The organism is Streptomyces sp. NPDC047130 (genome assembly GCF_040643475.1).
Lineage (GTDB): Bacteria > Actinomycetota > Actinomycetes > Streptomycetales > Streptomycetaceae > Streptomyces.
Genome location: NZ_JBEYUK010000032.1, coordinates 15,805 through 36,493, shown reverse-complemented (window position 1 = coordinate 36,493; position 20,689 = coordinate 15,805). Strand labels below are relative to the sequence as shown.

General features: G+C 74.4%; 18 protein-coding genes and 1 pseudogene. 11 read left to right on the top strand and 8 right to left on the bottom strand.

Annotated features, from left to right (window positions below; translation table 11 throughout):
- Positions 1 to 40: 40 nt before the first annotated feature.
- A complete protein-coding gene (locus tag ABZ836_RS27365) occupies positions 41 to 1,648 on the bottom strand; it encodes an FAD-dependent oxidoreductase (RefSeq protein ID WP_361146476.1) in 1,608 nt (535 codons plus the stop codon).
- 150 nt (positions 1,649 to 1,798) lie between these two features.
- Positions 1,799 to 2,770, bottom strand: a complete 972-nt coding sequence (locus tag ABZ836_RS27360) for a diiron oxygenase (protein WP_361146473.1) — start codon at positions 2,768 to 2,770, stop codon at positions 1,799 to 1,801.
- Between the two features lie 438 nt (positions 2,771 to 3,208).
- On the opposite strand from ABZ836_RS27360, the gene ABZ836_RS27355 reads away from it, so the two are divergent.
- Positions 3,209 to 4,132: an aldo/keto reductase gene (locus ABZ836_RS27355; RefSeq protein ID WP_361146470.1), complete on the top strand. Its 924-nt coding sequence runs from the start codon at positions 3,209 to 3,211 to the stop codon at positions 4,130 to 4,132.
- Positions 4,133 to 4,154: 22 nt separating this feature from the next.
- Here the strand turns inward: ABZ836_RS27355 and ABZ836_RS27350 are convergent, their stop codons facing one another.
- The gene (locus tag ABZ836_RS27350; RefSeq protein ID WP_356138629.1) at positions 4,155 to 5,288 is read right to left on the bottom strand and encodes an amidinotransferase; all 1,134 of its coding nucleotides are present in this window, start codon (positions 5,286 to 5,288) and stop codon (positions 4,155 to 4,157) included.
- Positions 5,289 to 5,442: 154 nt separating this feature from the next.
- Between ABZ836_RS27350 and ABZ836_RS27345 the strand changes: the two genes are divergently transcribed.
- The 3 genes from ABZ836_RS27345 to ABZ836_RS27335 all read left to right on the top strand — a co-directional run bounded on the left by ABZ836_RS27345 (position 5,443) and on the right by ABZ836_RS27335 (position 7,793).
- Complete coding sequence (locus tag ABZ836_RS27345) at positions 5,443 to 6,024, top strand: pyridoxamine 5'-phosphate oxidase family protein (RefSeq protein ID WP_361146466.1); 582 nt, start codon at positions 5,443 to 5,445, stop codon at positions 6,022 to 6,024.
- A 5-nt stretch (positions 6,025 to 6,029) separates the two neighbouring features.
- The gene (locus ABZ836_RS27340; RefSeq protein WP_361146463.1) at positions 6,030 to 6,971 is read left to right on the top strand and encodes an alpha/beta hydrolase; all 942 of its coding nucleotides are present in this window, start codon (positions 6,030 to 6,032) and stop codon (positions 6,969 to 6,971) included.
- Positions 6,972 to 7,130: 159 nt separating this feature from the next.
- Positions 7,131 to 7,793 carry an acetoacetate decarboxylase family protein gene (locus tag ABZ836_RS27335; RefSeq protein WP_361146460.1) on the top strand — a complete coding sequence of 221 codons (663 nt, stop codon included), beginning with the start codon at positions 7,131 to 7,133 and terminating at the stop codon, positions 7,791 to 7,793.
- On the opposite strand, the gene ABZ836_RS27330 is transcribed toward ABZ836_RS27335, so the two are convergent.
- Entirely contained in the window at positions 7,732 to 8,733 is a 1,002-nt protein-coding gene (locus ABZ836_RS27330; RefSeq protein ID WP_356138623.1) for a YafY family protein, read from the bottom strand. The two genes, ABZ836_RS27335 and ABZ836_RS27330, sit on opposite strands and share 62 nt — an antisense overlap.
- 101 nt (positions 8,734 to 8,834) lie before the next feature.
- Here ABZ836_RS27330 and ABZ836_RS27325 point away from each other — a divergent pair, with 101 nt between their 5' ends.
- The gene (locus tag ABZ836_RS27325; protein ID WP_356138622.1) at positions 8,835 to 9,389 is read left to right on the top strand and encodes a DinB family protein; all 555 of its coding nucleotides are present in this window, start codon (positions 8,835 to 8,837) and stop codon (positions 9,387 to 9,389) included.
- A gap of 51 nt (positions 9,390 to 9,440) precedes the next feature.
- On the opposite strand, the gene ABZ836_RS27320 is transcribed toward ABZ836_RS27325, so the two are convergent.
- On the bottom strand, positions 9,441 to 10,049 hold the full coding sequence (locus tag ABZ836_RS27320) for an alpha/beta hydrolase (protein WP_356138620.1): 609 nt from the start codon (positions 10,047 to 10,049) through the stop codon (positions 9,441 to 9,443).
- A 112-nt stretch (positions 10,050 to 10,161) separates the two neighbouring features.
- Here ABZ836_RS27320 and ABZ836_RS27315 point away from each other — a divergent pair.
- A pseudogene (locus ABZ836_RS27315) lies at positions 10,162 to 10,793 on the top strand (DinB family protein).
- Here ABZ836_RS27315 and ABZ836_RS27310 read toward each other — a convergent pair.
- A complete protein-coding gene (locus ABZ836_RS27310; RefSeq protein WP_361146455.1) occupies positions 10,721 to 11,122 on the bottom strand; it encodes a VOC family protein in 402 nt (133 codons plus the stop codon). The pseudogene ABZ836_RS27315 and the gene ABZ836_RS27310 overlap by 73 nt on opposite strands.
- A gap of 435 nt (positions 11,123 to 11,557) precedes the next feature.
- Between ABZ836_RS27310 and ABZ836_RS27305 the strand changes: the two genes are divergently transcribed.
- Complete coding sequence (locus tag ABZ836_RS27305; protein ID WP_361146452.1) at positions 11,558 to 12,100, top strand: dihydrofolate reductase family protein; 543 nt, start codon at positions 11,558 to 11,560, stop codon at positions 12,098 to 12,100.
- A gap of 48 nt (positions 12,101 to 12,148) precedes the next feature.
- Here ABZ836_RS27305 and ABZ836_RS27300 read toward each other — a convergent pair whose 3' ends face one another.
- Both ABZ836_RS27300 and ABZ836_RS27295 read right to left on the bottom strand, forming a co-directional pair.
- Positions 12,149 to 13,558, bottom strand: coding sequence for an FAD-dependent monooxygenase (locus ABZ836_RS27300; RefSeq protein WP_361146449.1), 1,410 nt, complete (start codon positions 13,556 to 13,558; stop codon positions 12,149 to 12,151).
- 20 nt (positions 13,559 to 13,578) lie between these two features.
- Positions 13,579 to 14,700, bottom strand: a complete 1,122-nt coding sequence (locus tag ABZ836_RS27295) for a polyprenyl synthetase family protein (RefSeq protein ID WP_361146446.1) — start codon at positions 14,698 to 14,700, stop codon at positions 13,579 to 13,581.
- A gap of 259 nt (positions 14,701 to 14,959) precedes the next feature.
- On the opposite strand from ABZ836_RS27295, the gene ABZ836_RS27290 reads away from it, so the two are divergent.
- The 4 genes from ABZ836_RS27290 (at position 14,960) to ABZ836_RS27275 (ending at position 20,658) form a co-directional block, all read left to right on the top strand.
- On the top strand, positions 14,960 to 15,751 hold the full coding sequence (locus ABZ836_RS27290) for an SAM-dependent methyltransferase (protein ID WP_361146443.1): 792 nt from the start codon (positions 14,960 to 14,962) through the stop codon (positions 15,749 to 15,751).
- Positions 15,752 to 16,042: 291 nt separating this feature from the next.
- Positions 16,043 to 18,268: a germacradienol/geosmin synthase Cyc2 gene (gene cyc2, locus ABZ836_RS27285; protein WP_356138612.1), complete on the top strand. Its 2,226-nt coding sequence runs from the start codon at positions 16,043 to 16,045 to the stop codon at positions 18,266 to 18,268.
- Between the two features lie 210 nt (positions 18,269 to 18,478).
- Entirely contained in the window at positions 18,479 to 19,603 is a 1,125-nt protein-coding gene (locus ABZ836_RS27280; RefSeq protein ID WP_361146440.1) for an aminopeptidase P family protein, read from the top strand.
- A gap of 77 nt (positions 19,604 to 19,680) precedes the next feature.
- Positions 19,681 to 20,658: an aminoglycoside phosphotransferase family protein gene (locus tag ABZ836_RS27275; RefSeq protein WP_361146438.1), complete on the top strand. Its 978-nt coding sequence runs from the start codon at positions 19,681 to 19,683 to the stop codon at positions 20,656 to 20,658.
- Positions 20,659 to 20,689 lie beyond the last annotated feature (31 nt).

The window sequence follows — 20,689 nt, the reverse complement described above, 5'->3', positions numbered from 1 at the left end:
GGCGGAGTGGAGCGGCGTCGCGGGGACGGTGGTGCGGCCGTCAGCCGGTCACGGCCGGGACGGCCGTCGCCGCGCGCCGCAGCGACTCCGCGTCCGTGAACTTGACGCGCGGACGGCCCTGCGCCGCGCCCGCCGCCCGCTCCGCCCGGTCGATCGCCCGCCAGGCCTCCAGGCCCAGGGCGTCCGGCGCCGCCGTGCCGCCGGCCACCGGCGGCGTGAGGCGTCCCGCGGCGAAGTCGTCGAGGAGCGACGCGACCGTCTCCTGGGCGCAGGTCTTGTTGGTGCCGATGAAGCCGGTCGGACCGCGCTTGATCCAGCCGGCGACGTAGACGCCGGGCTCGACCCGGCCGGCCTCGTGCGGGACGGTCGCCGTGGCCTCGTCGAACGGCAGCCCGGGGACCGGCCGGGCCCGATACCCGACGGAGCGCAGGACGAGGCCGGTCTCCAGGGTCCGGATCTCGCCGGTGGGCCGGGCCCGGACGGTGCCGTCGTCGTCGGTGTGCAGCGTGGTCGGGGTGTATTCCAGCGCCCGTACGGCGCCCTCGCCGACGATCCGCACCGGGGCGGCCAGGAACCGCAGCACGATGCGGCGGCGGCCCCCGACCGGTGTGCGGGCGGCCAGTTCGGCCAGCAGGCGGGTCTTCTCGTCGTGGTCGGGCGCCAGGTCGTCGGGCCAGCCCTCGACGCTCACGTCGACGTCCTCCAGGGCGGCCAGCGCGAGGAGTTCGGGCACGGTGAACGCGGCCTGGGCGGGGCCGCGCCGGCCGAGGACGACGACCTCGCGGATCCCGCTGCCACGGAGCGCCGCCAGCGCCCGGTCGGAGATGTCGGTGCGGGCCAGGGCGTCGGGGTCGGCGGTGAGGATGCGGGCGACGTCGAGGGAGACGTTGCCGTTGCCGACGACGACCGCGCGTCCGGTGTCGAGGCGGTGGTCGTCCCGAGCGCGGTCGGGGTGTCCGTTGTACCAGGCGACGAAGTCCGTGGCGGAGACGCTGCCGGGCAGGTCCTCGCCCTCGATGCCCACACGCCTGTCGGTGGCGGCGCCGACCGCGTAGATCACCGCGTGGTGCGCGCGCAGCAGGTCGGCGTGGGTGAGGTCGGTGCCGATCTCGACGCCGAGGCGGTAGCGGAAACCGGGCTGGGACTCGATGGTCCGGAAGAGCTCGGCGACCTGCTTGGTGTCCTGGTGGTCCGGTGCGACACCGGCCCTCGCCAGGCCGTACGGGGTGGGGAGCCGGTCGTGGACGGTGACGCGGACGCCCGGGTGGCGCAGCAGTTCGTCCGCGGCGAAGAGGCCGGCGGGGCCGGCGCCGACGACGGCGACCGACAACCCGTCCGCGAGGACGGCCCGTTGGCGGGGAACGACGTACATGGGCGCGCGGTCGGCGTGCGGATTGTCCTTGTAGTAGGAGGCGTTCAGCTCGAGGAACGGCAACTCCCCGGCGCCGAGCGCGTCGTGCGGCTTGAGCGCGTCCACCGGGCAGGCGGTCGTGCAGGCGCCGCAGTCCACGCAGGTGCGCGGGTCGACGTACAGCATCTCGGCGGTCGCGAAGCCGGGTTCGCCCGGCGCGGGGTGGATGCAGTTGACCGGACAGGCCAGCACGCAGGAGGCGTCGGCGCAGCAGGATCGGGTGACGACGTACGGCACGGCGGGCTGGTCTCCGTTCGGGCGGTGCGGGAAGGCGGTGCGGAGCCGCGGGCGCGGTGCTCCGCGGCCCGGTGTGCGGGGGAAGGCGGTGGTCGCTGCCGAGGCCGGAAGGGGGGGGCGACGGCTCACCCTTCCGGCGGGCGGACAGCCTCAGTCGGCGGCGAGCGGGGAGGGCTCGCCGCGGAAGCGGGCCGGGCGGCCGTCGATGCGCAGGGCCCGCCACAGCAGACGGGAGGTCCTGTTCATCAGGCCGAGGTCCTCGGCCAGCATGCGCACGTCGGAGAAGAGCTCCCGGAGCATCTTCCGGCCGGCCGGCGACTTCCAGAAGACCTCCTTGATCACCCGGTTCGGGATGCCGGCCAGCGCGGCGGACTTCTTGTCGGGGATCATGATGACGTCGCACAGGATCCGCATGATCAGCGGGAAGAGGAGGGACAGGGCGCCGCGGCGGACCTTCCCGAAGCGCGGCACGCGCAGGCGCAGGAACTCGTGGGCGAAGGATATGTGCCGTGCTTCCTCCGCGATGTGGATCTGCATGATCCGCTGCGGGAGGGGGTGCACCGGCTCCCCGCTGCGCAGCGCCCCCTTCTGCAGGTGGTCGATGGGCTCCTCGCCGGCCAGGATGCCGGTGAAGAACGCCTCGGGGTACAGGGAGCCGAACAGCGGCAGGATGCGGCTGAGTTCGCGGAACCAGCGCCGTCCGCCCGCCGTGTCCACGCCGGTGCGGTTGACCAGCTCCTGGAACATCTGGGTGTGGTGGGTCTCCTCGGTGATCTCGTGCGTGAGATACCTGAACTCCGGGTTCCTGTTGCCCAGGTGGAAGATGTAGTCCAGCGCCCCGCGCATCAGCAGGTTCTCGAACTGCATGCCCACCTTGGCGATCACCGCCCAGCGCCAGATGCCGATGCGGATCTGCGTCTCGAGCGGCTGCTCCCTGTACCAGGGGTGGGCGCCCAGGGCGTCCGCGGAGGTGAGCACCCAGCGCGGGTCGTTCGTGTCCACGGCGAACTCGGGGTCGTCCCAGTCGATGTCGGTGAACGGGTTGAAGTTGACGTTGACGGAGCCTTCGGACAGGGTCCGCAGGCGCTCGTCGTAGGCCTTCCTGGTCAGGTTCGCGGTCATCAGGTCTCCTTCGTGGATGCCCGGCTTCCTGGCCAGGGAGGAAACGAAGCTCCTGCGGAGCAGCGCAAGGACATCGACAGGCAGGGACGGAAGGGGCAACGCCACAAGGGGTGCAGCCGACGGGGATCGGGCACAGGGGTCCCCTGTGGTGTTACCCGCAATTTACCTGCGACACGCTGTTTCGGATACCGGCGGTAACGTGACGCGGCTCACCTTCGGAAGGCTCGGGTCCGGATGAACGGCGGCAGCCCGCTCCGGGGCCGGTTCGGGCCCGCCGGGGTTGATCCGGCGGTGGACGGGGACGTACGGCAGTGGGCCCACCCGCTCCGGCTGTCGAGGGGAACGAGCGATGAGGACGAACCGGCTCGGCCGGAGCGACACCACGGTCACGGAACTGGGGGGTACGGCGGCGGCCCCATCGGCGGGCTCTACACCCCGGTGGACGACGCGACCGCCGCGGCGGCCCTCGACGCGGCCTGGGAGTGCGGGATCCGCTGGTTCGACACCGCGCCGCACTACGGTCTCGGCCATTCCGAGCGCCGCACCGGCGCCCTGCTGCGCGGCAGGCCCCGGGAAGAGGCGACGCTGTCGACCAAGGTCGGCAGACTGCTGGTCCCGCAGGACCCCGCCGGGCGCACCGACGACGAGAGCTTCGCGGTGCCGGCCACGCACCGCCGGGTGTGGGACTTCACCCGCGACGGCGTCCTCCGGAGCGTGGAGGAGTCCTTGGAGCGCATGGGCGTCGACCGGGTCGACGTGCTGTTCCTCCACGACGCGGAGGACCGGTTCGAGCAGGCCGTGGACGAGGGGTACCCGGCGCTCGCCGAACTCCGCGCCGCGGGCGCGGTGGGCGCCGTCGGCGCGGGTATGCACGACCCCGCCAAGCTGACCCGGCTGGTCACGGAGACGGACGTCGACGTGGTGATGCTGTCCGGCCGTTACACGCTCCTCGACCAGAGCGCTCTCGACGAACTGCTGCCGGCCTGTACGGCGCGCGGCGTGTCCGTCCTCGCGGCCTCGGTGTTCAACTCCGGCCTGCTCGCCGCCCACCCGCCCGCCGACGGGGCCACCTTCGACTACGCTCCCGCCGCAGCACGTGAGTTGCGGCGCGCGCGTCGCATCGCCGAGATCTGCGAGGCGCACGGTGTGACGCTCCCGGCGGCGGCGATGGCCTTCCCGCTCCGCCACCCCGCCGTCGCGGGCGTGGTGGTCGGCATGCGGTCCGCCGACGAGGTCCGCGCCGACGTGGCCGCCTTCTCCACCGTGATCCCGGAGCGTCTCTGGGACGACCTGCGCGACGAAGGCCACCTGGACGAACGGGCGCACCCCGACGTCACGGGGCGCGCCCGCCCCGCGCGCTGATGCTCCGGCCGGAAGCCGGAGGTCAGAAGTAGGACTCCAGGGTTCCGCGCCGCCGGATGTCGAGGGTGGCGCAGTGGAAGGAGCCGCCGAACGGGGCGTAGTGGAGCAGGTCGCAGGGGACCGGCTCGAAGCCCCAGCGCTCCAGGGCCCGGAGCATGCCCGTGTGGTGGCGTTCGGCGATGACGCGCTTCTCGTCCAGCATGAGGACGTTGACGCTGAGCCACTTGCCGCACAGCGAGGTGAGTCTGAGCAGCGGGTCGCGGATCGGGTCCGGCTCCGGGGCGACCAGGATGTCCCAGGAGCGCAGCACGTCCGGCAGCCGGTCGACGTCGATGTACTCGGGGTTGACCAGCGCCTTGCCCGGGGCCAGCACCATGAAGGTGGTGTCGATGTGCATGGGCGTCCGGCAGCGGCTCTCGATCTCGTGGATCCGGTAGCGCGGGCCGAGGTGGCGGCGCAGCCACTCGATGCCGCTCAGGTTGGTGACGTTGCTGCGGGTGACGAACAGGTCCCGTCCGGCGCGGACGAAGTCGGCGGCGTCGAAGACCGGCTCGAACTCGGTGAGGATGTACCGCATCGGCTCACCCGCCCGCGGGATGCGGAACGACCTGTCGTACAGCTCGTCGGTGAGCTGCGGGCGCGGGGCCGCCGTCCAGCGGGCGCCGCGCCGGAAGTAGTCCTTGAGGAGCGGCCGGTAGGTGTGCGTCTCGAAGTACCGGCAGGGCCAGGCCATCGGCGTCTCGATGATCTCGTCACCGACGACGAGCATGCTGTCCCGCGGGCAGGTGTTGCAGAAGCCGCGCGAGGACCAGTCCGGAGTGGAGAAGCGCTTGCGGTGCTCCACCGCCTCGGGGCGGCGGACGGTCACGCCCAGCGACTCAAGAAGGGTGACGAATCCGTCGAGCTCCTCCTGCGCGCGCTCCATCAGTACCCGCGGGTAGCGGACGCCGGCGGCCAGGCCCTGGAGGCGGGCCGCCCACGGGGGGATGTTGCAGGCCACCACCGGATGCCGGGAGGGAATGGTCGCACCGTCCAGGCGGCCGACGACGATCTCCTCCAGCGGGTCCCACTCGTTGTGCGAGTTGACGGGGGAGGGGAGAGGGGCGGGCTCGTCGGCGGGGGTCGTCAGGGTCTCGGTCTTCTCCAGTGACGTCATCTCAACCGCTTTCGCCGGACGGAGGTCGACGGTCAATATATCCGATTTGTCCATTGCGTGCGGCTCCGCCCTCGTGCGCCTCGGGCTTCGGACCGGCCGGATCCGCGACCTCGGGCGGAGGCGGCGGGCCGGCACCGCGGGCTAGCGTGCGGGCATGTCGACCGACCGGCCGCCCCGCGGCATCGAACAGCGCACCCGTGACGTCCTCGACCGGTTCGCGCGGGAGACCGACGTCTGGGTGGCGTCGGCGGACGCCGACGGCGTGCCGTACCTCGTGCCCCTCTGGTTCGTCTGGCACGACGGGGCGCTGTGGCTCGCCACCCGGCCGGCCACCCCGACCGCCCGCAACCTCCGTACCGGGCCCCGGGTCCGGGTGGCCCTGGGCGACACGCTCGACGTGGTGACGGTCGACGGGGAGGCCGAGGAGCTGAACTCCTCGGAGGTGCCGGACGGAGCGGCGGGCGCGTTCACGGCGAAGACGGGCTGGGACCCGCGGCAGGACACGAGGGAGTACGTCTGGTTCCGGCTGCGGCCCCGGTCGATCGAGGCCCGCAACGGGATGCACGAGATGCGGGACCGGTGGGTGATGCGCGACGGCGCGTGGGCGGCGCCCGAGGCCGTCGCACGGGCCGCAGCGGTCGCGAGGGGGGCTGCGGTCGCGAAGGTCGCTGCGGTCTCGGCGGTCGCTGCGGTCTCGGCGGTCGCTGTACGGGAGGGCGACGCGGTCGTACGGTGACCGGCATGAGGCCGCAGCGACTGCACCCCGCGATACGCAACCGCGTCCGCTTCCTGCCGAACATCCCCGCGGGGCCGCTCGGCCGCCTGATCGGGCGGGCCGTGCGGCAGCGGCTGCCCGAGCCGAAGCTGCCCGACGGGGTGCTGTGGGGGACCGTGGCGGGGCTGCCCGGCGGGCCGGTGCGGCTCTACGTCCCGGCGCCGGGCCGGCCGCGTACCGGAGGAGCGGTGCTGTGGATCCACGGCGGCGGGCTGGTCAGCGGCTCCGCCGTGCAGGACCACCGGTGGGCGGGGCGGCTGTGCGCCGAGCTCGGCACCGTCGTGGTGTCCGCCGAGTACCGGCTCGCCCCCGAGCACCCCTTCCCCGCGCCCCTCGACGACTGCCACGCGGTGTGGCGCTGGCTGCTGGAGCACGCCGCCGACCTGGGCGTCGACACCGGCCGTGTCGCCGTCGGCGGCCAGAGCGCGGGCGGCGGCCTGGCGGCCGCGCTGGCGCAGCGGCTGCACGACGAGGGCGGCACGCGCCCGGTCGCCCAGTGGCTGTTCTGCCCGATGCTCGACGACCGCACCGCGTCCGACCGTGCCCTGGACGCGGTCCGCCACCCGGTGTGGGACAACCGCAGCAACCGCGCGGGCTGGGCCGCCTACCTCGGCGCGGAGCCCGGCGGCCCCGGCGCGTCGCCGCCACCGCCGTACGCCGTGCCCGCCCGCCGCGAGGACCTGGCGGGACTGCCCCCGGCCTGGATCGGCATCGGGGACGCGGACCTCTTCCACCGGGAGTCGTGCGACTTCGCCGCACGGCTACGGGCGGCCGGCGTCGACACGGAACTGGACGTGATGCCGGGCGCCCCGCACGGCGTCGAGACCCTCGCCGGCGACGTGCCGTGGGTCCGCGCCTACATCCGCCGCGCCGAGCGGTGGCTGGCGGAACGGCTCGCGAAGGGCTGAGCCGGGTCCCCGAGCACGGCCCGGGGACCTCGGTCCGGGGCGGATCAGCCGGTGCGGGGGCCGGCGCACCACGCGGACACGGTCGGCCGGGGCGCCCCTCGGGGCCACGGCGCGGTTCGCGGACGCCGTGGAGGCGGGCGTACGGGGCACCATGAAGGCATGACCGAAGCCGAACCCTTCCCGCCCGAGCCGTGGGACCTGCGCGGCCGGATGCACGTCAGCCTCTGGGGGCCCCGCCGGAACCGGCTGCCGCGGTGGACGCTGCCTGAGGGGGTACGCCCGCTAACGGTCGGCGGCCGGTGCGCGCTGCTCACCTTCTGCGTCGACTACTCGCCCGAAGGGACCCTCGCCTACCGCGAGTTGCTGCTGGCCCTCGCCGTGCGGCAAGGACGGCGGACCGGCTGCACGGCGGTGGCGGTCTGGGTCGACAGCGAGCAGTCGAAGGCCGGCGGCCGGACCCTGTGGGGCATCCCCAAGGAGATCGGCGGCTTTGCCTGGGAACCCTGGGCCGGGGCGCCGGGCACCGAACACGTCCGGCTCCGCGCACCCGGCACCGGGGAAGTGCGCGCCGCCTTCCGGCCGGGGCGGCCGCTGCCCGTCCGGCTGCCCGTCCGGACGCGCCTGCTGCAGGAGGTGGACGGCGAAACCCTGGCCGTTCCCGCTCACCTGACCGGCGAACCGTCCCTGACCAGGGCCTCCTTCCGCCCCGACCCGGCCGGGACGCTGGCCTTCCTCGGCGAGGGGCGCCCCCTGCTGTCGTTCACCCTGGAGGACTTCCGGTTCCGGGTGGGGTTCCGGCCTCCGCGCGAGCGGCTCGGCTGAACCGGTCGCCCCACTCCCGGGCCCGGTCGGCCAGTTCCGGCGGGCCGGCGATCCGGAACTCCGCGCCCGCCATGCCCAGGGCCACCAGCGGCCAGTCCAGGTCGTCGGAGGTCATCCGGACCCGGCAGCGGCCCTCGCCCGCCTCCTCCACCTGGCTCCAACGGCCGATCCGGCCCCGCACGGCCTCGGCCGGCGCCTCCACCAGCGCCTCCACCCGGTGCGGGCGCGGCGCGTTCTCCAGCCCCGCGCGGACGAAGGCCGCGGCGTCGGCGGCGGGCAGCCCGCGGGGACGGAACCGCTCACCCGTGGGCTCCGGGGACCCCAGCCGGTCCAGCCGGAAGCTGCGCCAGGCCGCCCGGTCCAGGTCGTAGGCGACCAGGTACCAGCGGCGTCCCAGCGGCACCAGGCGGTGCGGCTCGGCATGGCGCTCCGTGCGGGCCCCGTCGGCGGCGCGGTAGCCGAAGCGGATCCGTTCCTCGTCACGGCAGGCCATCGCCACCGTGGTCAGCGCCGACGGATCCACCCCGGCGTCGTCCCCGTCGCCCCAGCGGGCCGGGACCGTCACCGCGCGCAGCGCCTCCACCCGGCGGCGCAGCCGGGCCGGCATCACCCGCACCACCTTCGCCAGCGCCCGCACGGACGACTCCGCCATCCCGTCCACCGCGTTCTGCGCCGCCGTCTGCAGCCCCACCACCAGGGCCACCGCCTCCTCGTCGTCGATCACCAGCGGCGGCAGCGCCGCCCCCGCCGCGAGCTGGTAACCGCCGTCCACGCCCCGGTGCGCCTCGACCGGGTAGCCGAGCTCGCGGAGCCGGTCGACGTCCCGGCGCAAGGTGCGGGTGGAGACACCGAGCCGGACGGCGAGTTCCGTCCCCGGCCAGTAGCGGTGCGTCTGCAGCAGGGACAGCAGGCGCAGGGTGCGTGAGCTCGTGTTCGCCATGACGTCAGTGTGGCGGCCATTGCGGCCGGAAAGTGGCCGCAATGCCTCCTAGCGTGGGACACGTCCGGGAACGACAGACCCAGCGAAGGCGGAGACCCGTAATGAGCGTCAACCAGACGACCACCACCACCGGCGCCACCGACACCCTCACCGGCGAGCGCGCCGACCTGGTGGAGGTGCTGCGGCGGCACCGTGGGTTCCTGCGCACCACGACCGACAACCTCACCGACGACCAGGCCCGGCAGCGGACCACGGTGAGCGAGCTGTGCCTCGGCGGGCTGATCAAGCACGTCGCCGCGGTGGAGAAGGGGTGGGCCCGGTTCATCCTCGAAGGGCCCGAGGCGATGGGCGACTTCGAGAACATGACGGAGTCCGACTGGGCGGAGCGCGCCGCGGAGTTCCGACTGCTGCCGGAGGAGACGCTGGCCGGCGTGCTCGAGGCCTACGCGGAGGTGGCCGCCCGCACCGACGCCCTGGTCGCGTCCCTGCCCGACCTGGACGCGAGCCACCCGCTGCCGAAGGCCCCCTGGTTCGAGGGGGACGCCCGCTGGTCCGCGCGGCGGACCCTGCTGCACATCATCGCGGAGACCGCCCAGCACGCGGGCCACGCGGACATCGTCCGGGAGGGCCTGGACGGCGCGAAGACGATGGGCTGAGCCACCGTGCCGCTACCGGAGCCCGGTCACCGTGCCGCTACCGGAGCCCGGTCACCGTGCCGCGCCGACGGGCCGCTCGCCGTCAGGGGAGAGGCACCAGTCGAGGAGGCCGGACCACGGCCCGTACCCGGAGTCGGGGTTCAGGTGGGCCGTGCCCGGGAGCACGTCGGCGGGCAGGCCCAGCGGCTCGGCGTAGGCGGCGTCGGCGCCCTCCACGCAGTACGGGTCGTCGTCGCCGCAGACCACACGGGTGTGGCGGGCCGCCGCCGCCACCCGGCCGGGTGCGAACGGCGGGGGCGTGAAGTCGGCGATCTCGCGGTGCTCGCGCAGGAAGGCGGGCCCGGGCGGGGCGATCAGCAGGACGCGGTCCACCGGCGTGGTCACCAGGCCGCGGTCGACGGCGTGCAACCAGGTCGGGCAGGCGAGGCTGTGGCACAGCACGGTGCGGTGCGGGGCGCGCAGCGAGGCCAGGTGGGTGGCGTACTCCGCCAGCCAGTCGTCCAGGCGCGGCTCGTCCGGCTCCGGCATCTGGGGGTAGACCACCTCGTGCCCCAGCTCGGCGAGCCGGTCCGCCAGCCGGTGCTGCCAGTGGTCGGCGGGCCGGCGGTTCTGCCAGCCGTGCAGGATGAGGAAGCCCTGCTCGGGCGCGCTGTCGTTCATGGCACACATGATCGGCCGCCGTCTTCCGGGGCGTCCAGGCCGTCTCGGGACACGAACACCGGGCCGGAGCCGGGCACGGGAAACGGGCCCCGGCCGCCCTACCGTGAGGGGCATGGCCATCGACTGGAGCGACGAGCCGGCCGAACAGCTCGACCGGCACCGGCGGAACCAGCTGAGGGGACGCCTGGCGGGCCTGACCGACGAGGAGTACTTCCGGGAGCCGGTGCCGGACTGCTGGAGCGTCCGCCGCCGGGGCGGGAGCACGACCCCGATCGCCGCGGGCGCGGGCGAGTTCACCATCGACCACGCCTTCCCCGAGCCGGACCCGCCGCCGGTGACCACCATCGCCTGGCGGCTGGGCCACCTGGTGGTCGGCGTCCTCGGGACGCGGGTCGCCGCCCACTTCGGCGGACCGGCCGTCGACTACGCGACCTTCGCGTACGCCGGCACCACCGACGAGGCGCTCGCCCAGCTCGACGAGGCATACGGGGGTGGACGGCGGGGGTGCGCCGGCTCGGTGAGGACGGGCTCGCCCGGCGCTGCGGCCCGGCGGAGCACGACTACGCCGAGCACCCGATGGCCTCGCTCGTCCTGCACATCAACCGCGAGGTCGTCCACCACGGGGCGGAGGTCGCGCTGCTGCGCGACCTCCACCGCGCCCGTGGGACGGGTCAGGGCTTGTCGGGCCGGACGTACGACCGCGTCATGATCTCCATGTTGTGGCCGTCCGGGTCGGTGAAGTAGGCGCCGCGGCCACCGAAGAGGCGGTTGAAACGGCCCGGTTCGCCGTGGTGCGGGTCGGCGAAGTAGGTGACGCCGAGTGCGTCCAGGCGGGCCAGCATCGCGTCGAACTCCTCCTCGGGGACCAGGAAGGCGTAGTGCTGGCCCTGCACCGGCTCGTCGCGCTGCTCGTAGAAGTCGAGCGTGACGCCGTTGCCGAGGTCGACGGGCAGGAAGGGGCCGAAGGGCGCGCCGACCCTCAACCCCAGGACGGCGGCGAGGAACTCCGCGGAGAGTTGGCGGTCCTTGGCGAGGACGGCGACGTGGTCGAGCCGGACTGCGGTCACGGACATGGGCGGAAGGTCTCCAGGGGTGCGGTTCCGGAAGGGGTGGTGGGACGGGGGTTCCGGAACCGGGGGCGGGCCGCGGGCCCGCGCCGGAGTCATGCCGAGGCCGGGCGCCTCACTCGTGCGTGGCCCATGGCCGACCCGGCAGTCATGGGGGCGAGTCTAGTGCGGCGACCACGGCTCGGAACAGGGCCGACGCTTGGCTCGGGCGGAACAGGGCCGACCCACGGCGCGGGCGGGACAGGGCCGACCCCGGCTCGGGCGGACAGGGCCGACCCACGGCAGGAGGCAGGGCCGCCCGGCTGCCCGCGTCGTACCGGGCCGCGCGGCCCGGTACGACGCGTCGGGGTGCCGGCCGCGCTCCCGCCGATACGCTGGGGCCACGTCGGCACCCCGCCCCCGGGGCTTCCAGGAGTTCTTCCAGGAGTTGTGGAGCAACGCATGACTGATGTGGGCCTCGGCAGCGGAAAAGTGGTCGTGAACAGGGCGATGTCGCTGGACGGCTTCATCGCCGGCCCCGACCACGCGATGGACTGGGTCGGCGAGTACCTGCCTCCGGACGCGTTCCCGGAGATCATGGCGGCCACCGGCGCGATGCTCGTCGGCCGGAACACGTACGAGGTCGCCCGGCGCATGGCCCCGCAGGACACCACCTACGACGGGGGACACCAGTTCGTCCTCACCCACGAGCCGCCCGACGACCCGGCCCCCGGCGTCACCTTCCTCACCTGCGATCTGGAGGAAGCCGTCGCCACCGCGCGCGGCGCCGCGGACGGCAGGAACCTGGAGGTCCTCGGCGCCGACCTGGCCGCCCAGTGCCTGCGGCGCGGGCTCGTCGACGAGATCCTGGTGTACGTCGTGCCGGTGCTGCTCGGCGACGGGGTCCGCTTCTCGCCCCCGGGCCTCGGCCGGATCGACCTCGAACCCTTCGACAACACGCAGGCGGGCGCCGGCACGGTGCTCCGCTTCCGCGTGCGGAAGTAGGCGACGGCCCGCCCTCCCGCGGCGGGCCACGGCCTACCGGCGGACGGCCTACCGGCCGGCCGAGGAGGCCCCGGACAGGCCCGCCGCCCGCCACTCCGCCTCGGTGAGCGGCGGCCCGTCCAGCAGCGGCTTCCGGCGGCCCAGGAGGAGCAGCAGGAGCACGTCCGGGCGCAGCAGCCGCGACGCCGGGCGCTCCAGGCTCATCACGTCCAGCAGGATCCGCAGCGCCCGCGGATTGCGGGCTCCCGCGTCGACGACGAGGTCCACGTACCGGGCCAGCAGCCGCTCCGCCGTGGTGGGCGGCTGGTCGGCGGCGCCCGGGTGGAACACGTCCTGCCCGGCGGCGAGGTTCCACGCGTTCTCCACCGGGCGGGCCGCGGCCCGCTGGACACGGCGGGCGGTGAGCGGGTCGGCGAGGTCGTGCCGCAGCAGGACCTCGCGCAGCGCCACGACGCTCTGCGCGGCGGCGCTCAGCCCGTGGCCGTAGACCGGGTTGTAGCCGGCGATCGCGTCGCCGAGGACCGCGAACCCGGCGGGCAGGCGCTCGGCCCGCTCGTAGTAGCGCCGCCGGTTGGCCGTGGACCGGGTGGTGACCACCGGCCCCAGCGGCTCCGCCCGGGCGACGAGCCGGCCGATCACCGGGTGGGGCAGGGACAGCGCGAACGGGACGAACGCGTCGGGGTCCGCCGTGGGCCGCCCGTCGCGGCTGCCGGAGAGCGTGACCAGCCAGCGCCCGCCCTCGACGGGGTTGAGGATGCCGCCCCGCGGCGCCGCGGCGTGCGGATCCGCCTGGACGTTGACCACGGGAAACCCGTCGACGGCGCCGGCCGGGGCGCGGAAGAGACGGCTGGCGTAGCCGGTGCCGGCGTCCACCGTGCGCTCCGGCACGGGCGGCAGGCCCAGCTCGGCCAGCCACACCGGCGCCCGGCCCGCGCGCCCGCTCGCGTCGATCACCAGGTCGGCGGGGAGCCGCTCGCGCCCACCGCCCTCACCGGCGACGACGTCGACGCCGGTGACCCGGTCGGGCGCTCCGGCCAGCCCCACCACCTCCGCCCCCGACCGCAGCCGCACCCGCGGGTCCCGCAGCACACGGGCGCGGACCACCGCGTCCAGCAGGTCCCGGCTGCAGACCAGGTTGGTGTGGTGGGAACGGGTGAACCGGCGGAACCACTGGCCGGAGGGCGCCTTGGAGACCAGGTCGGTCATGACGCGGGCGCGCCGGGCGCCCCGCTCCGTCAGCCCGTCCGTGAGGCCGGGCAGCAGCGACTCCAGAGCCTGGACGCCGCCGGACCACAGGATGTGCGCGTGCCGCGCCTGGGGCAGACCCCGGCGCGGCTCGGGCCCCTCGGGGAGCAGGTCGCGTTCGACGACGGTGACGTCGGCGTACTCGGCCAGGACGGCGGCGGCCAGCATTCCGGTGATGCTGCCACCGACGACGACGGCGGTGCGGCGGGACATGAGCGGCTCTTTCGGAGGGGTCAGACGATCGGGGCCGGGGTGCGGAGGCTGCAACGGGACGCCTGGTCCACCAGGTCGCGCAGGCAGGAGAGGTAGCGACCGCGCCGCTCGGCCCCGCCCGCCCCGGCCCCGGCGCCGGTCCCGGCTCGGGGCGCGTGTGCGGTCCCGGTTCCGGGCGTGGTTCCGGTCCCGGTTCCAGGCTCGGTCCCTGTTCCGGGCGCGGGCCCGGCCAGGCGGTCGAGGACGTCGTGGGCCATCGCGCGGTAGGCGTCCAGGTCGCGCCGGAACCGGTCCACCACCGGTTCGCCGAGCAGCACCGCCAGCAGTTCCTCGCGGGCCGCCGCCGAGGTGCGGGCTGCCGGGCGCAGCACCCGCAGCCGGGCGGCGTCCCGGGGCGGGGCGCATTCCGCGGCACAGGCCAGGAGGTGGGTGACCGTGCCGTTGCGGAGGTCCTCGTGGCGGCCGGAGGTGATGTCCTCCTGGTCGTTGAAGAGCTGCCAGAGGACACCGAACAGGTCCCCGAACTCCCGCCAGAGTGCCGTGCGGGCGGGGCCCGCGTCGGCGAGCAGCGCCGCCATCGCGGTGATCATCGCGAACGGGGCGCCGGACTTGCCGCGGTAGGTGGCCAGCACCGCGTCGCGCCGGGGCTCGCCCCGCCCGCCGCCCAGGTCGGCGAGCTGGCCGGCCACCGCCGCGAGGCCGCAGGAGGTGAGCTCCGCGCCGAGGTCACGGCGGACGGCCCGGGGCAGGCGGGGGGAGTCGAGCAGGCGCAGCGGCAGCAGGGTCCCGACCGCCAGCGTGGTCAGCGAGGCCTCGGGACCGCTCCCGAGGAACGCCTCGGCCCGGTGCCTGGTGAGCGCGTCGGCGTCCGCGAGGTCGTCCATGCGGCAGGCGGCCGTCCACCACAGCAGGTGCACCGCCGCCAGCGGGAGGGCCGGCTCCGGGTCGCCGGTCTCCGCGCCGTGCACCGCCAGGGGCAGCACCGACAGCGGATAGCGCATCGGCTGCCGGCGCAGCAGCCGCTCGCAGGAGGTCCGCAGCAGACTGCCGGGCGGCCCGGTCAGTTCGAGCGCGGCGGCCAGTTCGGCCCGGATGCCGTCGGCGTGGCCGGCGTGAAGCTCCTGATAGGTCAGGGAAGGCACGCGTTTCCCCCGTCAGCCACTGGGTGTCGAGTGAACCTTGATTCGAACACCCATGCTGCGGGAGGGGCCAGAGCAAATTCCGGCCAGACAGGCCGATTGCCGCTGTTCCACGCGGTGGGGCGGTCGTGCAGGGTGGGGTTTCGGCCAACTCGTGTGCGTGATGATGATGTTGGTGTCTAAGTTCTAGTCGTACAAGCCGTTCTGACGGGGTGACAGCAGGGACACCGACCGCTTCGCCCACGGCCGGAGGAGAGCACGCATGACCACGCAGCCCCACCGCACCATCGACACCTCGGTGCCGCACTCCGCGCGCATCTGGAACTACTGGCTCGGCGGCAAGGACAACTACCCCGTCGACGAGGAGGCCGGCAACGCCTACACGGCCGTCTTCCCCGGGATCACCACGATCGCCCGGTCCAGCCGCGCCTTCCTCGGCCGCAGCATCCGCCACCTCGTGGTCGAGTGCGGCATCCGCCAGTTCCTCGACGTCGGCACCGGCCTGCCCACCAGCGACAACACCCACGAGGTCGCCCAGCGGCACGCGCCCGACGCCCGGATCGTCTACGTGGACAACGACCCGCTGGTGCTCACCCACGCCCGCGCGCTGCTCACCTCCACCCCCGAGGGCGCCACCGCCTACCTCGACGCCGACCTCTACCGGCCCGAGGCCATCGTCGAGGCCGCCGCCGAGACCCTCGACCTCACCCGGCCGACCGCGCTGATCCTCAGCGGGACGCTCGGCCACGTCCCCGAGCACGCGACCGCCTGCGACCTGGTCCGCAGGCTGATGGGCGGGCTGCCCTCGGGGAGCTACCTGTGCGTCAACGACGGCTCGCGCGGTGTGGACCCCGAGTACGAGCGCGCGCAGGACGGCTACAACGAGACCGGCGCCGTCCCGTACTTCCTGCGCCCCGTCGAGCAGATCGAGGCGTACTTCGAGGGCATGGAGATGATCGAGCCGGGCGTCGTCTCCGTGCCGCTCTGGCACCCGGAGGAGGGCGCGGACACCACGCCGATCGGGCAGCACGGAGGCGTCGGCCGCAAGGTCTGAGAAGGCCGCCGCCGGAAGCTCCGCCGGAAGCGCCGCCGGGAACCCCGGCCCGCGCGCCGCGAGCGGCGCGGGGAGCGGGACCGCGCGTGGTGCCGGGAGCGCCGCCGCGGCGGGCGGCGACGGCCGGGTGGATCGGGAGGGCCGGGTGGATCGGGAGGGCCGGAGAGGTCCGCATACCGGCTGAACAGCATCCGCGCGGACGGGAGTTCCCGTTCGCCCCGGTTTCACGCGAAGGTGTGGAGCCGGGGCCCTGGGCGCATGCCCGGACGCGCTCCCGGACAGGACCCGGCCATGACGCAGCCGTTCCGACTCCCGCAGTTCTACATGCCGTATCCCGCGCGGCTGAACCCGCACCTCGACGAGGCCCGGAGCCACTCCACCCGGTGGGCCCGGGAGATGGGGATGCTCGAGGGATCCGGTGTCTGGGAGCAGTCCGACCTCGAGGCGCACGACTACGGCCTGCTGTGCGCCTACACCCACCCCGACTGCGACGGGCCCGCCCTCTCGCTGATCACCGACTGGTACGTCTGGGTCTTCTTCTTCGACGACCACTTCCTGGAGATGTTCAAACGCGGCCTGGACCGGGCCGGCGGACGGTCCCACCTGGAGCGCCTGCCGCTGTTCATGCCGCTCGACCCGGCCACGCCGGTGCCCGAGCCGCTGAACCCGGTGGAGGCCGGCCTCGCCGACCTGTGGGCGCGCACCGTCCCCGCGATGTCGGAGCACTGGCGCCGCCGCTTCGCCCTCGCCACCGAACACCTGCTGAACGAGTCCCTCTGGGAGCTCTCCAACATCGGCGAGGGCCGGATCGCCAACCCGGTGGAGTACATCGAGATGCGCCGCAAGGTCGGTGGCGCCCCCTGGTCCGCCGGCCTGGTCGAGTACGCCACCGCGGAGATCCCGCACCGGGTCGCGGAGTCCCGTCCGCTGCGGGTCCTGATGGAGACCTTCTCCGACGGCGTCCACCTGCGCAACGACCTGTTCTCCTACCAGCGCGAGGTCGAGGAGGAGGGCGAGCTCAGCAACGGCGTCCTGGTCCTGGAGAACTTCTTCGGCTGCGGCACCCAGCAGGCCGCGGAGATCGTCAACGACGTCCTCACCTCACGCCTCCACCAGTTCGAGCACACCGCCCTCACCGAGGTGCCCGCCGTCGCCCTCGAGGCCGGCCTCACGCCCGACGAGGTCGCCGCCGTCGCCGCCTACACCCAGGGCCTCCAGGACTGGCAGTCCGGCGGCCACGAATGGCACCTGCGGTCCAGCCGGTACATGAACCAGGGCGCCCTCGACGCCCGCACCGACCCGCTGCGCGGCCCCACGGGCCTCGGCGCCTCCGTCGCCGACGTGCGGGCGCTGCTGGCCGGCGCGGGGGCGCAGCGGCTGCGGAACCACACCCACGTGCCGTTCCAGCGGGTCGGCCCGTCCCGGATCCCCGACCTGCCCATGCCCTTCGAGCTCACCCTCAGCCCTCACCTGGGCGACGCCCGCGGCCGCCTGCGCGACTGGACGGAGGCCATGGGGATCTTCGCGGAGGGGGTGTGGGACGAGGACAAGCTCCGCGCCTACGACCTGCCGCTGTGCGCCGCGGGCATCCACCCCTCCGGCACCGCCGACGCCCTCGACCTGGCCTCCGCCTGGCTGGCCTGGGGCACCTACGGCGACGACTACTACCCGCTGGTCTTCGGGCACCGGCGGGACCTCGCCGCCGCCCGGCTCACCACCGCGCGCCTGTCCGCCTGCATGCCCCTGGACGGCTCGCCGCCCCCGCCGCCCGCCAACGCCATGGAACGCGGACTCGCGGACCTGTGGGCCCGCACCACCACCGGCATGGACCCTGCGCAACGGCGGACCCTGAAGGCGTCGGTCGACTCCATGACCGAGAGCTGGGTCTGGGAGCTGTCCAACCAGCTCCAGCACCGGGTCCCCGACCCCGTGGACTACCTGGAGATGCGGCGCGCCACCTTCGGCGCCGACTTCACCATGAGCCTGTGCCGCCTCGGCCACGGCCCCGCCGTGCCGTCCGAGGTCTACCGCAGCGGCCCAGTCCGCTCCCTGGAGAACGCCGCCGTCGACTACGCCTGCCTGGTGAACGACATCTTCTCGTACCAGAAGGAGATCGAGTTCGAGGGCGAGATCCACAACGCCGTGCTGGTGGTCCAGAACTTCTTCGGCTGCGACTACCCCGACGCCCTCCGCGTCGTCCAGGACCTGGCCGCCCGGCGGATGGAGCAGTTCCAGCACGTCGTCGCCCACGAGCTTCCCGTGCTGCAGGAGGACCTCGGCCTGGGTGCGGAGGCGCGGCAGGCCGTCGACGGCTACGTCGCCGACCTGCGGAACTGGATGGCGGGCATCCTCAACTGGCACCGCGAGGTCGACCGCTACAAGGACGCCTGGCTCTCCCGGCGCGCCCACCGGTTCCTGCCCGGAGCGCCCCCCGGACCGCCGCCCGCCCTCTCCGCCACCGGCGCCCGGGACGCCTTCGGCCGGCCCGTCGGACCGCAGTTCCTGACCGTCCCCTAGACCGACGGGGGCGGGTGCCGTGGCGGTGGCCGGGCGGCGGCGGGAAGGTGGCCCGGCGATGGCGGGGTGGGCGTGAACATGCCGATGAGGCAACGGCGCGGGGGCCGATGGGGGACACTTGGGACCTGGGGCGGACGGTCCGCGCCCGTCCCGCGCCGTGCGTGTCCGCCCGCCCGTCCACCGCGTCCGCCACCGCCAGGGAGGCCCCCGATGACCGGCCCCTTCGACCCCTTCAGTGCCGACGACCACCGGGCGCGGATGGAGCGCGCCGCCCGTGAGGCCGAGGCGGCGGGACTGGCCGGACTGCTGATCGCCCCGGGGCCCGACATGGTGTGGCTCAGCGGCTACACCCCGCCCGCCGCCACCGAGCGCCTCACCCTCCTGGCCGTCGTCCCCGGCCAGGACCCGGTGCTCGTCGTACCGACCCTGGAGGCCGCGGACGCCGCCAAGGCCGCCGGCGCGCCCGCCCTCACCCTGCGGGACTGGACGGACGGCAAGGACCCCTACGCGATCGCCGCCCTGGGCCTCGACGCCCGGGGCCGCTTCGGGGTCAGCGACAACACCTGGGCGCTGCACCTGCTCGGCATACGGCGGGCGCTGCCCGACAGCTCGTACGTCGCCCTGAGCGAGGCGCTGCCGATGCTGCGGGCCGTCAAGGACACCGTCGAGCTCGAGCGGATGGCCGCCGCCGGAGCCGCCGCGGACGCCGCGTTCGCCGAGATCCGCACGGTCCGCTTCGCGGGCCGCCGGGAGAGCGAGATCGCCGCGGACCTCGCCGGGCTGCTGCGGCGCTTCGGCCACGAGCAGGTCGACTTCACCGTCGTCGGATCCGGACCCAACGGTGCCGACCCGCACCACGAGGCCGGCGAGCGCGTCGTCGAGGAGGGCGACATGGTGGTTCTCGACTTCGGCGGCCTGATGCACGGCTACGGCTCCGACATCTCCCGCACCGTGCACGTCGGCGAGCCCACGGAGGAGGAACGCCGCGTCCACGACGTCGTCCGCGAGGCCCAGGAGGCCGGGTTCCGCGCGGTGCGCCCCGGCGCCGAGTGCCAGGACGTCGACCGGGCCGCCCGCGCGGTGATCACCGGGGCCGGCTACGGCGACCGCTTCATCCACCGCACCGGCCACGGCATCGGGGTCACCACGCACGAGCCGCCGTACATGGTCGAGGGCGAGCGGCAGCCGCTGGTGCCCGGCATGTGCTTCTCGGTCGAGCCCGGCATCTACCTGCCGGGCCGCTTCGGCGTCCGGATCGAGGACATCGTGACGGTCACCGAGGGAGGGGGACTGCGCCTCAACGAGGCGCCTCGTGAGATCGTGAAGGTCGACTGATGCGCCACGCGGATCGGCCGACGGCATCCCGAACCCCCTTCGGACCGGACGAACACGAGCAAAACGGCACCACCACCATGAATCAGGCACCGACGGCACCGACACCGCCTTCCGAGGACGAGCTGCGCGAGCTGGTCCGCACCCTCCTTCCGTCCGCCTCCGGCGACGGTTCCTCCGGAGGACCGGAGATCCGGCCCGTGGTGGACGAGAAGACACCCGAACCGGAGCGCGGGCACAGCACCTGGTGGGTCGGCGACCGGCATGTGCTGAGGCTCGCCCACGACCGCGAACAGTCCGCGCGGCGGCTCAGGGAACTCCGGCTGCGGGACCTGGTCCGGCCGTACGTCGGGGTCCCGGTGCCGGTGAGCCGCGGGCACGGGGAGTGGCGACCCGGCCTGGTGTACACGCTGGACACCCGCCTGCCGGGCGGCGCCGGCGCCCGGCACAAGGTGACCGCGCTGGGCGAGGCCGACCTCGCGGGGCTCCTCACCGGCCTGCACGCCGTGCCGCTGCGGCAGGCGGAGGCGGTCGGGGTCCCCAAGGAGACGCCCCGGTCCCTGGAGACGCTGCGGCGGGAGGCCGGGCTGGCCGCCAAGGAACTGGTCGCCGCGGACGAGATCGACGCGACGTGGCTGCGGCCCCTGAGCGAGGCGGGCGCGGCGCAGCTGGAGGTCCGGCCCGGTACGGCCGCGCTGGCGCACCGGGCGATGAGCGCGGAACACCTGGTGATCAGCGAGGACGGCCGGGTGCGGGGGGTGCTGGACTGGACCGACGCGGTGCTGGGGGACCCCGCCGAGGACATCGCGGGCCTCGCGCGGGCGATCGGGTCGCCCGCCGCGGTCCGGGCGGCGACGCTGGCCGGGTACGGGCCCCGGCCGTGCCTGCGGGGGCTGTGGCTCGCGCGGTGCGACGCGGTGCTGCGCCTGGCGGCGCTGGTCCGGCGGTTCGGGCCGGGGGAGTCGGAGCGGCACACGCTGTTGCGGACCGAGCTGACGCAGGCGTGGGAGCCGATTCTCCTCGAACGCGTCTCCGACCTCCGCGAAGAACCCTACTGACCCCTCCGCCGCCCGCGTGCCTCCTGTCCCG